The following is a 13,032-nucleotide window of genomic DNA, read 5'->3' as shown; positions in this document are numbered from 1 at the left end:
CAGGGGTGTGTGAGGTGTGGTCCGTCCGCACGCCCGCACCCGTCCGCGTCCCGCACCTCTGCCGGTGGCTGCTGCTGGCCGGATGGCCGGTGCACCTCGTGTTCGCGGCACTCGTCGCGGGCACGACGGCGCTCGGAATGGCCATGGGGCAGTCGGCGATCGTGTCGTCGGCCGTCACCGTGGCGGTGCATTACGCGGCCGGCGTGTGGGCGTCCTTCGTGGTGCACGAGCTCGGCCATCTCGTGGCACTGAGTCGCTCCCGCGGAGTGACCGCGCTCACGTTGGAGCGCGGGATCTGGCGCCTGTCGATCAGCCCGCACGGCGACCTCCGTCCGGCGGAGACGCTCACTGCGGCCGTCGCCGGACCCGGCATCTGCGTCATCGTCGGCGCGGCGCTGTGGGTCGGCGCGGCCGACCTGCACCTGCACGGCTGGTACATCGCGCACGCGGTCTTCCTGCTGCCGGCGTTCGGCGACGGCCGCGCCGCGGTGACGGCGTCGCGCGGTATCCTGCGACATCGCGGGCACCTCTCGGCGGGCGATGAGGATCACACCCCTTGACACATTCGAGATATATCGTGTTACTCTTCTCGGACACGATATATCGTGATCCGTCTCAACACGGTCCCACCACACAGGAGAACAGACATGACCGAGAAGTGGCTCATCGCCCCCGGCGAAGAACGCGTCGTCGACATCGAGAACGTCAGCCGGCTGAAGATCGGCCTGGTCGGCGGTCAGGTCGACGTCATCGCGCACGACGAACCTGGCATCCGCATCGAGGTGCACGGGGTTACCACCAAGGACCTCCGCATCGAGTCCCACGACGGCGAGGTCGAGATCGACCACCCGCAGCTCGGCTGGGACAACTTCCTCGAGGTCTTCCGCAACTTCGGCTCCGGCGGCCCCAAGGCCGAGGTCAGCGTCGCGGTCCCCCGCTCGATCGCCCTCAACCTCGGTGTCGTGAGCGCCGGTGCGCTCGTCTCCGGCATCCGCAACGACGCCCGCCTCAACACGGTCTCGGGCGACCTCATCGTCGACACCCTGATCGGCGACCTCACGGTGAACTCGGTGTCGGGCGACGTGCAGGTGCGCGGCCTCACCGGCTCGATCAGCGCGAACAGCGTCTCGGGCGACGTCGCCGTCACGGGTACGGTGCGCAAGGCCACGGTCGACACCGTGTCGGGCGCGACGCTTGTCGACGCCGCCGGCGACGTGAACACCATCAACGTCAACTCCGTGTCCGGCGGCATCACGGTGCGTCTCGACGAGTCGCTCGCCGCGAACTACGTGGTGCGCTCGCTCAGCGGACGCCTGCTCATCGACGGCATCCAGCGCTCGTCGTCGGGCCCCAGCAACTACACGGGCTCGACCGGAGAGCTCGCCGGCCGCTTCGTCGACCTCCGGGCGAATTCCGTCTCGGGCGGTGTCACGGTGCTGCGCCGCACGCCCGCATCCATCGAGAACGACCCCGAGTGGGAGGACGCATGAGCCCCGCGGTGTTCTCCCACGGCGACCTGCGCCTGTACCTGCTGTCGCTGCTCGCCGAGGCGCCGCAGCACGGATACGGCATCATCCAGGCGCTCACCGACCGCACCGGAGGCACGTACACCCCGAGCGCCGGCACGATCTACCCGCGGCTCGCGAAGCTCGAGGAGGAGGGCCTGGTCTCCAAGACCGCCGACGGCCGCACCACGATCTACGCGATCACGGATGCCGGACGCGCCGAGCTCGCATCGCGCGAGGGCGACCTCGCCGGCATCGAGGCAGGACTCTCCGACTCCGTGCGGCTGATCGCCAACGAGGTGCGCCAGAGCGTCAAAGAGGCGATGAGAAGCCTCCGCGCCGACCTCGCCTCGGCCGAGAAGGACGACCGCGCGGCATCCAAGGCCCGGCCCCGCACCCCGAACGACGACGAGCGCATCGTCAGTCGTGAGGAGATGCACCGTGCGGATGCCGTGATCAACGCGTTCCGCGCGCGGGTGCGCACCGACCTGCGCACGCACGTCGCCCAGGGCGGCCGCCTGCCGGCATCCGTCGTCACAGAGCTCGAGGCCGGACTGGATGCCGCAGCCCGCGGCATCACGGTGGCCCTGTCGTCGCTGTCGCGCTGAGCCCGGGTGGCGCGTTTCGTCTCGCTTCGCTCGCTCAACGACCAGGGGACGCACCTCGGTCGTTGAGCGAGGAGCGCAGCGACGAGACGAAACGCGGCGCTACTCGGTCCAGATCTCGGGCTGAGTGTCGGGCACGGGCTCCTCGAGAGGCACGACGAGCACCGAGCGATGCTGTCGGTGCGCCAGCCTCGCGGCCACCGATCCGGTGAAGAACTCCCTGATCGACTCGCCGATGCCGCGCTTGCGCGTGCCGACCACGATGAGCTGCGCGTCGAGCTTGTTCGCGAGCTGCTTGATCGCGAGCGCGGGATCGCCGACGAGTTGCCTCGCGGTCCAGGTCAGGCCGGTGCCGTCGAGCGCCGCGGCGGCCTCGGACTGCACGGCCTCGAACTCGGCCGTCCCCGCGTCGAAGTTGATGTCGATCGGCGCGGAATGCACGTATCCGTCAGGATCCTCGTACGTCACGAACCGCGTGACATCGACGTGCACGACCACGAGCGGCACCCGCAGCAGTCTCGCGAACCGCGCCGCCTCGTGGATCACGTGCGAACTCTGCCCCGGCTGGATGCCGACGATCACCGCTTTCTGCAGCGTGGCGTTCTGAGCCGCCTCATCGGAAGGAGTGGAGGTGTCATCGGTCATGGAAGATCGCTCCCTTCACGGTGCTGCTGTCAGGCAGTGCGGCCTAGCCGCGTGCTATTCTGAATGCTACTCTTACCGGCTTCGCGCCGGTGTCGTGAATGCATCGGGCCCCAGCTAGCCCGCAGCTCAACTCGTGAGGGGGTCTCTGGCATGGGCCGTGGCCGTCAGAAGGCGAAGCACACCAAAATCGCCCGCGAACTGAAGTCATTCAGTCCGTCCGTCAACTACTCGGCGCTCGAGCGCGAACTCGGTCACCCGAGCGACTCGGAGAACGAGTACGTCGACAAGTGGGCAGACGAGTACGCCGACGAAGACGAGGACGAACTAGAGAAGGCCTGACCGCCTCTGGTTCCTCGTCTCCCCCGTGCACCGCACGGGGGTTTCGTCATGCCCGGCGCGATCCGCGTGAAGACCTCTGAGAGGATCGGGACATGGCTCACGTCGTCGCGCTCTACCGTCACCCCGTCAAGGGCTTCACCCCCGAGCGGGTCGAGACGCTGACGGTCCAGCCCGACGGCCGCGTCGCGGGCGATCGGGTGCTCGCTTTCCGGTTCGCCGACGCCGCCGCTCCCGAGCACCGTGACGGCCTCGATCACTGGCCCAAAGCCAAGGGCCTCTCGCTGCAGGACTTCCCGACCATCGCCGCGCTGCGTCTGCGGTACGACGACGCCGAACACCGGGTGCGGATCGAGCACGACGGCACTCTCCTCGCGGATGCCGTGATCGACGACACCGGCCGCGACGAGCTCGTCGCCGCCGTGACCGACTACGTCCTCGCGAGCACCGACGCGCGTCGTCTCGGACGACCCGGTCGGCTCCCGCTCGTACTCGTCGGAGACGGGCGGACGAGCCGGTTCCAAGACCGGGCCCGCGGCTACGCCTCGCTCCACACCCGCGGCAGCGTCGACGCCCTGGGGGCGGCCCTCGACGCGCCGATCGACGACCGGCGCTTCCGGTCGAACATCGTGATCGACGGCGCCGGGCCCTGGTCGGAGCTCGACTGGGACGGCGAGGTGCAGATCGGCGAGCTGACGTTCCGCACGGCCGGCCCCATCGTGCGCTGCCTCGCGACGCACGCGAACCCCGACACGGGTGAACGAGACGCGAAGGTGCTCACGACCCTGACGGGCTCGTTCGCGCAGGAGGAGCCGACGCTCGGTCGTCTGCTGCTCCCCGGGCCGCCGCCGGCCGACATCTCCTGGCAGGGAGGCGTCATCCGCGTCGGCGACGAGGTACGGGTGGGCTGACGGGCGGCGTCCCGCTCACCAGCGACCGTACCGGCGCTCCCAGTCCTCTTCGATGGTGCGTCGGCGACCGGCGATCCACCCGGCGGGGATGGCCGCGACGAGGATGCCGACGAGCAGCCACAACGGCACCTGCCATCCGCCGGTCGTCTCGTGCAGCAGGCCGACCAGGAACGGGAACACGGCCGCGACCGCGTAGCCGATGCTCTGCGCGAAGCCGCTCAGAGCCACCGCGCTCTCGGGAGTGCGCGCCCGGATGCTGAGCAGCACGAGACTCAGCGGGAACAGGATCGGGCCGAGCCCGAACAGCGCCACCCACAACGGCAGCGCGACGGTCGGCGCGAACAGGAGTCCGGCGAGGCCGGCGAGCCCCGCGACGATGCCGACGAAGAACACCGGGCGCGTCGCGTGGAGGCGCACGATGAGCAGCGGCACGATCAGCGAGCACGGCAGGCCCATGAGCGCGAACAGCGACAGCAGCAGACCGGCGTCGGCCGCAGAGACGCCCCCGACCTCGATGAGGATCGCGGGTAGCCAGGCGAACGACACGTACGCCAGCGTCGACGAGGTGCCGAACACGAGAGCGACCGCCCACGCCATCGGCAGACGCCACAACCGGCCGAACACACGCGGGTTGGCCGGTCGGGTCACGATGGGCCCGGTCGACACCGTCGCGGGATCGGGGTTCTCGAGCGCCTCGATCGAGGGCTTCACGATCGGCGGGGTCAGCACCGGCCCGTCGGTGCGGCCGGTGACGAGCATGACGACCCACGGGACGAGCGCGATCGCGGCGAACACACCCCACAGGCCGAGCGACACGCGCCAGCCCGCGGAGTCGGCGAGGGGAACCGCGACGAGCGGCGGTACGAACGTCGACACGGCCATCATGGTCGAGTAGACGGTCATCATGACGCCGAGCCGGTCGGGGAAGTACTTTTTCACGAGCGGCGGGAGCAGCACGTTGCCGGAGCCGACACCCGCGAACACGACGATCGTCGAGGCCAGCAGCGTGGTCGCGTCGACCGAGAAGCCGCGCAGCAGGAGCCCCGCCGCGATGAGGGCGATCGCGGCGACGGCGATGCGCTCGAGGCCGAAACGCCGCTCGAAGAACGGAGTGAGCAGACCGAACACCGCGAAGCACACGGGCGGGGCGGCGCCGATGAGACCGGCGACGACCGACGACACCGGGAAGTCCTCCGCCACGTGGTCGATCACGGGCGACAGCGACGCCACGGCCGAGCGCAGCGAGAAGGCGACCAGCACGATGCCGATCAGCGCGAGGGCACGCCCCCGCCACAGCGGCTGCGCACCCGCGGTCACGAGGTCTGCGACCCCTCCACCCACGCGAGGTACTCGTCGGAGACCGTGCCGGTGACGTACCGGCCGTCGAAGCAGCTCATGTCGAGGTCGTCGAGGGCCGAGCCCTCCGTGATCGCGGCCTTGAGGTCGTCGACCTCCTGGTACACGAGGTGATCGCAGCCCAGCTCCTCCGCGATCTCGGGGATCGTGCGACCGTGTGCGATCAGCTCATGACGCGAGGGCATGTTGATGCCGTAGACGTGAGGATGCCGCACGGGCGGCGCCGCCGAGGCGAACGTGACCGAGATGGCACCGGCATCCCGTGCCATCTGGATGATCTGCTTCGACGTCGTGCCGCGCACGATCGAGTCGTCGATCAGCAGCACGTTCTTGCCCTGGAACTCGGTCGACATGGCGTTGAGCTTCTGGCGCACGCTCTTCTTGCGCACGGCCTGGCCGGGCATGATGAAGGTGCGGCCGACGTAGCGGTTCTTGTAGAAGCCCTCGCGGTACTCGATGCCGAGCTTGCGGGCGACCTCCATCGCGGCGGGGCGCGAGGAATCGGGGATCGGCATGACGACGTCGATCTTGTCCATCGGCACGTGCTTGGCGATCGTGTCGGCCAGCCGGTCGCCCATGCGCAGACGCGACTCGTACACCGAGATGCCGTTCATGATCGAGTCGGGCCGCGCGAGGTACACGTACTCGAACGCGCACGGGGCGAGCGTGGCATCCGTCGCGCACTGCGCGGTGTGCAGCTCGCCGTCGTTCGTGATGAACACGGCCTCGCCGGGCTCGACCTCGCGGACGATGTCGTAGTCGCCGTTCTCGAGCACCAGCGACTCGCTCGCCACGACCCACTCGTCACGCCCCTCGGCACCGGGCGCGGTCGAGGGACGACGGCCGAGGATGAGAGGACGGATGCCGAACGGGTCGCGGAACGCGAGCAGACCGTAGCCGGCGATCACGGCGATCACCGCGTACGCACCCTCGATGCGCTCGTGCGTACGGGCGACGGCCTCGAAGATGCGCTCGGGGTCGAGATCGACGGTCGACGTGGTGTTCTGCAGCTCGCCCGCGAGCACGTTGAGCAGCAGTTCGGTGTCGCTCGACGAGTTCAGGTGGCGGCGGTCGCGCTGGGCCATGTCGGCCGTGAGCTCCCGCGTGTTCGTGAGGTTGCCGTTGTGGATGAGGATGATGCCGTACGGTGCGTTCACGTAGAACGGCTGCATCTCCTCCTCGCTCGACGCGGTGCCCTTGGTCGCGTAGCGCACGTGGCCGAGGCCGACGTTGCCGAGCAGACCGCGCATGTCGCGGGTGCGGAACGCCTCGCGCACCATGCCCTGCGCCTTCGCGTTGTGCATGACGCCGTTGGCCTCTGCCGTGGCGATGCCCGTCGCATCCTGGCCGCGGTGCTGCAGCAGGAGGAGAGCGTCGTAGATGTCCTGATTGACCGGGGCTGCCCCCACCATTCCGACGATGCCGCACATGGGGTGTTACTTCGCTCCGTCCGCGTAGGCGCCCACGAGGCGCACCGCTCCGCCGTCGACGCCCTTGGCGCCCTGCTCGAACTCGCCGTCGGGACGCGGGCCGAAGCCCACGGTGCCGACCTGCCACGCGGGCATGCCCTCGGCCTCGAGCGCGGCGATCGCGGCATCCTTCTTCTCGGCCGAGACGATCGCCAGGAATCCGATGCCGAGGTTCCAGGTGCCCTCCGCCGACTCGAGCGTCGAGCCCGCGATGTCGCTGAGCACACGGAAGACCGGGCTCGGCGACCACGTGCTGCGGTCGACCTCGGCCCAACTGCCCTGCGGCAGCACACGGGCGAGGTTCGCGGCGATGCCGCCTCCGGTCACGTGGCTGAGGGAGTGCACGCCACCGTCGAGCGCCGAGATGAGACGCAGCAGAGGCAGTGTGTACAGACGCGTCGGCTCGAGCAGGGCCTCGCCCCACGTCGTGCCGAAGTCGGCGGCGTTGTCGCCGTAGCCGATGCCGGCGTTCGTGACGATGTGGCGCACGAGCGAATAGCCGTTGGAGTGGAGTCCGCTGGACGCCACCGCGAGCACGGCGTCGCCGTCCTGCACGCGCTCCGCGCCCAGGATCGCATCGGCCTCGACCACTCCGGTCGCTGCGCCGGCGACGTCGTAGTCGCGGGGGCCGAGCAGACCCGGGTGCTCGGCGGTCTCGCCGCCGACCAGCGCGGTGCCGGTCGCGGAGCACGCCTCGGCGATGCCACGCACGATGTCGGCGATGCGCTGCGGCACGACCTTGCCGCACGCGATGTAGTCGGTCATGAAGAGGGGCTTCGCGCCCACCACCACGATGTCGTCGACGACCATGCCGACCAGGTCCTGCCCGATCGTGTCGTGCTTGTCGATCGCCTGCGCGATCGCGACCTTGGTGCCGACGCCGTCGGTGCTGGTCGCGAGGAGCGGGCGCCGGAAGTCGCGGAGGGCGCTCGCGTCGAACAGGCCGGCGAATCCGCCGACGCCGCCGAGCACTTCGGGTCCGTGCGTCGCGCGCACGGACGACTTCATCAGCTCGACCGCGAGATCGCCTGCAGCGGTGTCGACGCCGGCTTCGGAATAGGGATTGGTGGGGGAGGCAGCCACGCGTCCAGCCTACCGCTCGCCGCGCCCTCCGATCCCCGCGCGGCATCTCCTACGATGGGGCCATGGCCGACAAGCCGCAGTGGCTCATCCGCGAGGACGCGAGCGTCCCCGTGCTGGTGGCGCTCGCGCTGCGTCAGGCGCTCGGCATCCGCGCCCCGCAGGACCTCCCGTCGCTGCGCGACCTCCCGGTGCGGGCCCCCGATGCCGCCGAGGCGACGCCCGCCCTCGAGAAGCAGTGGCGGGACTACTGGGACATGACCGTCGAGCCGCGCGCCCACCACTCCGGTGTGCCGTTGGAGCTCGTCGACGGCTTCGACACGCTCGTGGCGCTCCCCGCGTCCGGGGCGGAGCAGCTCTCCGAGGCGATCGCCCCGCACGCCGCGTCGTCGGTGCGCTACGCGAAGGCCGCACACGACCGCTACGTGTCGTCGATCCGCAGTTCGATGGGCAACCGCTCCGGCACGACCGACGGCGAGGCCTACCGCGCCTACGCGAGCGCGATCGCGGAGTTCGAGCGCGACATCGGCCGCCGCGCGCACTCGTTCGAGCTCAACGTGCAGGTGCTGCCGTTCTCGCAGCGCGGCATCTGGTGGATCGGCGCCCTCACGGTCGCGGTGACCGACGGCCTGCGGCGCGACGTCGTGTCGTTCGACGCCGCCATCCGGCCGATCATCGCCGAGCTCGCCTAAGCGCGCGTGCCGCCGTGTGCGGGGTCGAGGTCAGTCGCTCTCGATGACGGTCTCGTGCTCGACGCGCACGACGCGGTCGTGGCGCCGAATGACGCGCTCGATGACGAGCGCGACGACGCCGCCGAGCGCGAGGCCGATCGGCACGGTCCACAGCAGCAGGAAGCCGAACACCTGCCCGGGAGGGTAGACGACGTCGACGGCGACCGACGGCTCGTAACTGCCCACGAGAGTCAGGATGCCGGCGACGACGATGCCGAGCACGACACCGATGCCCATGAACACGCCGAAACGCGGCACACGGCGGACGGTCGCCTCGACCGTCTCAGAGGAATCGTGGGAGGACATGCGTCCATTGTCCCACCGATAGCGGCGCGGCGTTGCCGGGTCCGTGCCGGGCCCTCACCTGCACGCAGAGCACCGCCCTCCCCACGTCCGCTGCGGGGAGGGCGGTGCGGTCCTGCGGGGTCAGACCTCGGTCGTGACCCCTGCCCCCTCGGCCTTCGCCCGGCTGCGGCGCGCGATCAGCACACCGCCGCCCGCGGCGAGCGCGACGACCACGAGGCCGCCGACGATCCATGCCCACACCGGCGCGCCGTCGACGTCGGCGACGGCCGTGACGGCGGTCGTCGCGGCGGCGGCCTCCGACGGCGCGTCGTCCTCCTCCTCGGCGGCGACTCCGCACGCGGTCGCCACCGGGATCTGCGCCGTGACCGGGTCGAGCTCTTCGCCCGCGGCGTACGTGCCGAACGCGGCGGCACCGGCGTCGGTGAGCGTCGCGGGAAGCGCGTCGAGCGACAGCATCCCGTCGACGACCGCCGCGTCGCCCAGAGCGAACTCGGCGAAGCGCACACCCTGCTGGTCGACGCCCTGTCCGTCCTGCGTGGTGCCGAGCACGTCGAACACGAGGTAGCCCGTGTCGCCGGCGAGCTCGAGGCGCGCGTTCGAGAGCGTCGTGTTCAACGCCCCGCCGTGCCCGGTGAAAGCGATGCTGCCGCCGAAGGTCACGAGTCCGGTGAGGGTCTCGTCGTCGAAGGCGCCGGCGCCGTTCTGCCACACGTAGTCGGGGTAGCGGTACTCGACGTCGGTCAGCGTCCAGCCGCCGGCCGCGATGCCCTCGATGTACGTGCGGAACGACTCCTTGAAGCCCCACTGCAGCGTCGCCCCGTCGACCGTGCACTGGCCGAGCGCGGTCGTGGCGCGGGCGAGCGTGAACTCGAGGCCCCGCGACACCGAGCCCTGCAGGGTGAGGGTGTGCGCGCCGTCCTCCAGGCTCGCCGGGAGCGAGCCTGTCCAGGTCGCGACGCCGTCGGCATCCGCGTCGATCGTGCCGAGCAGCACGGGCGTCGAGTACACGACGACCTTGATGTCCTTCTCGCCCGCCTGGAAACCGGATGCCGAGAAGCTGGCCGACTGGCCGGACTGCAGGGCCGCGAGATTCGCCTCGTCGATCTGGATGCCTGTGGTCGCCGGCGGCGTCGCGGGCAGCGTCGCCGCGGCCTTGACCGCCGCGGCGGCCACGGTGCCGGTCGTGCCCGCCGGTGCGGCGGAGACCGAGCCGATCGTGAACGTCACCGGGTCGAGCGTGGTCGAGAAGCCCGCCAGCACGCGGTCGCGGCCGGCGGCCGTGAGCGAAGCCGGAGCACCCGTGTAGGTGACCGCTCCGTTCGCCGACGTGACGACCGCCCGGGAGAGGTCGAGCGTCGCGAACGCGACCTGCGCGCCGCCGTGCGTGACGAACAGGGTGGCCGCACCCGCGGAGGTCACCGTGACCTGCGGGTTCGACACCGTGACGTCGAGCACGCCGCCGTGGCCGGTGAAGCGCACCGATCCGCGATAGATGACGCTGCCGAGGCCCGATGCGGTGCTGTAGTCGCCGCCGGCCATCTGACCGAACTGGAAGCGTCCGTCGGCACGGGTCGCGCCGCCGGAGACGTCGATCGCGCCCTTGGCGATCGGACCGGTGACGTAGTTCGTGAACGAGGTCGAGATTCCCCAGCGCAGCGAGCCTCCGGGCACGACCACTCCGGGAGTCGTCGGTGGTGTGGTGGGCGTCACGGGCGGCTGGGTCGTCGGACCGAAGACCTTCTCCCAGTGCTCGGCAGTGATCGTCACGGCGCTGCGGCCGTAGATCGTGCCCGCCGTCGGCATGGTGTGCTGCTGCCACACGATGACCTCGTAGGTCTTGGTGCGGTCGAGGAGCTTCGCGGCGGCCGTGAGGTCGACCGTCAGCGCACCGCCCGTGATCGGACGCACGTACTGCATGGCTGCGAACCCGCCGCCCGCGGTGACATCCGCCTCGGTGCCGGTCTCGATGAGCGCGACGTACGCGCCCGTCACGGCGCCGAGCTTCGACGCGGATGCCGTGACGGTCAGGCCGTCGGCGGCGGTCGCGGTCGTGACGGTCGCGGACACGACCGGGGTGTTGCCGTAGTTCAGCGGGACGCTGCGCTCCTGAGCGGCGTTGCTCACGCCGCCGGCACCGTAGGTGTACACACCGTAGGCACCCGGCGTCGCGGGGGCGTCCTTGAGGGTGAGCGTCGCGGTGAACGTGCCGTCGGCCGCGATGTCGACCCACTGCGCACGGATGATCGACTGGTACTGCGAGGGCACCTGGTCGAGCACCGACTCGGCGAGCGCCCACTTCTGGGCGCCGACGGAACGGGTCGCGGAAGCGGCGCCGGTCGACGGCTGCCAGATCGAGGCGAAGTTGCCGAACACGACGTACGTGCCCTGCGGGAGGGTGCTCGGGATCGGCACCCCGCGGCCGCCCACGTTCGCGGTCGGGTCGTAACCCGAGCCCTTCACGACGATCGTGTCGCCTGCGTCGAGCGCGGTCGTGCCGGCGGGGGTCGTGCCGTCGGCGAGGAACACCTCGATGGCGGGCTCGGCGGGCTGGGGGGCGATCGCATCCCAGATCGTGTCGCTGATCGCGACGGGGGTGCGCGCGAGGATGGTCTGCGCGTTCGGCATGGTGTGCTGCTGCCACACGATGACCTCGTAGGTCTTGGTGCGGTCGAGGTCGGCGGCCTTCGCGGTCAGGTCGACCGAGAACGCTCCGCCCGTGATGCCGCGCACGTACTGCATGGCTGCGAACCCGCCCCCGGCCGTGACGTCGGCCTCGGTGCCGGTCTCGATGACCGCGGCGTACACGCCGGTGGCCGCGCCGAACGCGGTGCCGGTGACCTTCGTGGTGACGCCGGGCTCGCTGGTCGCGAGGGCGGCGGCGGTGGTGATCTTCGGCGCGACGCTGTAGTTCAGCGCGACGCTCTTCTCCTGCGCGGCGTTCGTGACACCGCCCGCGCCGTAGGTGTAGACGCCGTAGGCGCCGGGCGTGGCCGCGGTGTCCTTCAGGGTCAGCGTCGCGGTGAACGTGCCGTCGGCCGCGATGTCGACCCACTGCGCGCGGATCGTGGGCTGGTACTGCGACGGCACCTGCACGAGCACCGACTCGGCGAGCGCCCAGGCCTGGGAGCCGACCGAACGCGTCGCGGAGGCCGCGCCCGCGGACGGCTGCCACGTCGAGGCGAAGTTGCCGAACACGACGTAGGTGCCCTGCGGAAGGTTCGCCGGGATCGGGACGCCGCGTCCGCCGACGTTGGCGGTCGGGTCGTAGCCCGAGCCCTTCACGACGACCGTGTCACCCGTCTTCAGCGCGGTCGTACCGACCGGCGTGGTGCCGTCGGCGAGGAACACCGAGAGAGACGGTGCCGCCGGCTCGGGCGTGGTGCCGGGGTCGGTCCCCGGGTCCGTGCCGGGGTCGGTTCCGGGGTCCGTGCCCGGATCGGTGCCGGGATCCGTGCCCGGGTCGGTTCCGGGATCCGTGCCCGGGTCGGTGACGACCGGCGGAAACACCGCATCCCACTGCGCGGTCGAGATCGCGACGTCGCCGCGGGCGTAGATCGTGTCGGCCGTGGGCACCGAGTGCTGCTGCCAGATCAGCACCTCGTACGGCTGGGTGCGGTCGAGCTTGTCGGCCGGGGCCGTCAGCGTGAACGAGCTGGCGCCTGCGCTCACGGCGGGGAAGGGGGTCGCGAACGCCGCGTACCCGCCACCGGGACCCGAGAGCCCCGACTCGGTGCCCTTCACGATGAGCGCCGCGTAGACGCCGGAGACCTCGGGAAGCCCGGTCGCGTCGACCTGCACGGTGACACCCGTGGTGTCGGCCGACGTCACCGAGGCGGTGACGCTGCCGGCGGCGGCGTGCGCCGGGGGCACGATCACCGCGCCCGCTGCGATCAGGAGGAAGGAGAGGAGGGCGGCGAGCGCGACGCGAAGGCGTCTGCTCCCCCAGGATGCGGTTGTGGTGTCGTTCACGGTTCTCCAGGCTCCGGGCGCGCCAGATCGGGACGCGCATACGGGGCGGCAGCGCGGTCGGGCGAAGGGTGAGTGTTGGTTAGGCTTGGCTAAGCAAGCTCCATTCCTGAGAATAGGGA

General features: G+C 70.7%; 12 protein-coding genes. 6 read left to right on the top strand and 6 right to left on the bottom strand.

Annotation, left to right across the window (positions count from 1 at the left end; genetic code table 11):
• Positions 1-14: 14 nt before the first annotated feature.
• The 3 genes from ACIPYT_RS06675 to ACIPYT_RS06665 all read left to right on the top strand — a co-directional run bounded on the left by ACIPYT_RS06675 (position 15) and on the right by ACIPYT_RS06665 (position 2,113).
• Positions 15-560, top strand: a complete 546-nt coding sequence (locus ACIPYT_RS06675; protein ID WP_401071857.1) for a hypothetical protein — start codon at positions 15-17, stop codon at positions 558-560.
• A gap of 87 nt (positions 561-647) precedes the next feature.
• Entirely contained in the window at positions 648-1,490 is an 843-nt protein-coding gene (locus ACIPYT_RS06670) for a DUF4097 family beta strand repeat-containing protein (RefSeq protein WP_401071855.1), read from the top strand.
• The gene (locus ACIPYT_RS06665; protein WP_401071853.1) at positions 1,487-2,113 is read left to right on the top strand and encodes a PadR family transcriptional regulator; all 627 of its coding nucleotides are present in this window, start codon (positions 1,487-1,489) and stop codon (positions 2,111-2,113) included. The genes ACIPYT_RS06670 and ACIPYT_RS06665 overlap by 4 nt, the downstream gene beginning before the upstream one ends.
• A 99-nt stretch (positions 2,114-2,212) precedes the next feature.
• On the opposite strand, the gene ACIPYT_RS06660 is transcribed toward ACIPYT_RS06665, so the two are convergent.
• Positions 2,213-2,755, bottom strand: a complete 543-nt coding sequence (locus tag ACIPYT_RS06660; RefSeq protein WP_401071851.1) for a universal stress protein — start codon at positions 2,753-2,755, stop codon at positions 2,213-2,215.
• A 150-nt stretch (positions 2,756-2,905) separates the two neighbouring features.
• On the opposite strand from ACIPYT_RS06660, the gene ACIPYT_RS06655 reads away from it, so the two are divergent.
• Positions 2,906-3,094 (top strand): DUF3073 domain-containing protein, encoded by a 189-nt coding sequence (locus ACIPYT_RS06655; protein WP_050723254.1) that lies wholly within the window; start codon positions 2,906-2,908, stop codon positions 3,092-3,094.
• Positions 3,095-3,186: 92 nt separating this feature from the next.
• Positions 3,187-4,002: an MOSC domain-containing protein gene (locus ACIPYT_RS06650; RefSeq protein ID WP_401071849.1), complete on the top strand. Its 816-nt coding sequence runs from the start codon at positions 3,187-3,189 to the stop codon at positions 4,000-4,002.
• Positions 4,003-4,017: 15 nt separating this feature from the next.
• On the opposite strand, the gene ACIPYT_RS06645 is transcribed toward ACIPYT_RS06650, so the two are convergent.
• The 3 genes from ACIPYT_RS06645 to purM are packed head-to-tail and all read right to left on the bottom strand — an operon-like array spanning position 4,018 to position 7,910.
• Positions 4,018-5,343 carry a CynX/NimT family MFS transporter gene (locus tag ACIPYT_RS06645; RefSeq protein WP_401071847.1) on the bottom strand — a complete coding sequence of 442 codons (1,326 nt, stop codon included), beginning with the start codon at positions 5,341-5,343 and terminating at the stop codon, positions 4,018-4,020.
• Positions 5,316-6,788, bottom strand: coding sequence for an amidophosphoribosyltransferase (purF, locus tag ACIPYT_RS06640; RefSeq protein WP_401071845.1), 1,473 nt, complete (start codon positions 6,786-6,788; stop codon positions 5,316-5,318). The genes ACIPYT_RS06645 and purF overlap by 28 nt, the downstream gene beginning before the upstream one ends.
• A 6-nt stretch (positions 6,789-6,794) precedes the next feature.
• Positions 6,795-7,910: a phosphoribosylformylglycinamidine cyclo-ligase gene (purM, locus tag ACIPYT_RS06635; RefSeq protein ID WP_401071843.1), complete on the bottom strand. Its 1,116-nt coding sequence runs from the start codon at positions 7,908-7,910 to the stop codon at positions 6,795-6,797.
• A gap of 62 nt (positions 7,911-7,972) precedes the next feature.
• On the opposite strand from purM, the gene ACIPYT_RS06630 reads away from it, so the two are divergent.
• Positions 7,973-8,599 carry a zinc-binding alcohol dehydrogenase gene (locus tag ACIPYT_RS06630; RefSeq protein ID WP_401071841.1) on the top strand — a complete coding sequence of 209 codons (627 nt, stop codon included), beginning with the start codon at positions 7,973-7,975 and terminating at the stop codon, positions 8,597-8,599.
• A gap of 30 nt (positions 8,600-8,629) precedes the next feature.
• Here ACIPYT_RS06630 and ACIPYT_RS06625 read toward each other — a convergent pair whose 3' ends face one another.
• Both ACIPYT_RS06625 and ACIPYT_RS06620 read right to left on the bottom strand, forming a co-directional pair.
• The gene (locus tag ACIPYT_RS06625) at positions 8,630-8,944 is read right to left on the bottom strand and encodes a potassium transporter Trk (protein ID WP_401071839.1); all 315 of its coding nucleotides are present in this window, start codon (positions 8,942-8,944) and stop codon (positions 8,630-8,632) included.
• A gap of 120 nt (positions 8,945-9,064) precedes the next feature.
• Positions 9,065-12,913, bottom strand: a complete 3,849-nt coding sequence (locus tag ACIPYT_RS06620; protein WP_401071837.1) for an HtaA domain-containing protein — start codon at positions 12,911-12,913, stop codon at positions 9,065-9,067.
• Between the last annotated feature and the right edge of the window lie 119 nt (positions 12,914-13,032).

Source organism: Microbacterium sp. NPDC089695 (assembly GCF_044749085.1).
In the GTDB taxonomy this organism is placed as follows: Bacteria; Actinomycetota; Actinomycetes; order Actinomycetales; family Microbacteriaceae; genus Microbacterium.
Note: the sequence above shows the minus strand (reverse complement) of the source record. Positions and strands in the feature narration are given on the sequence as shown.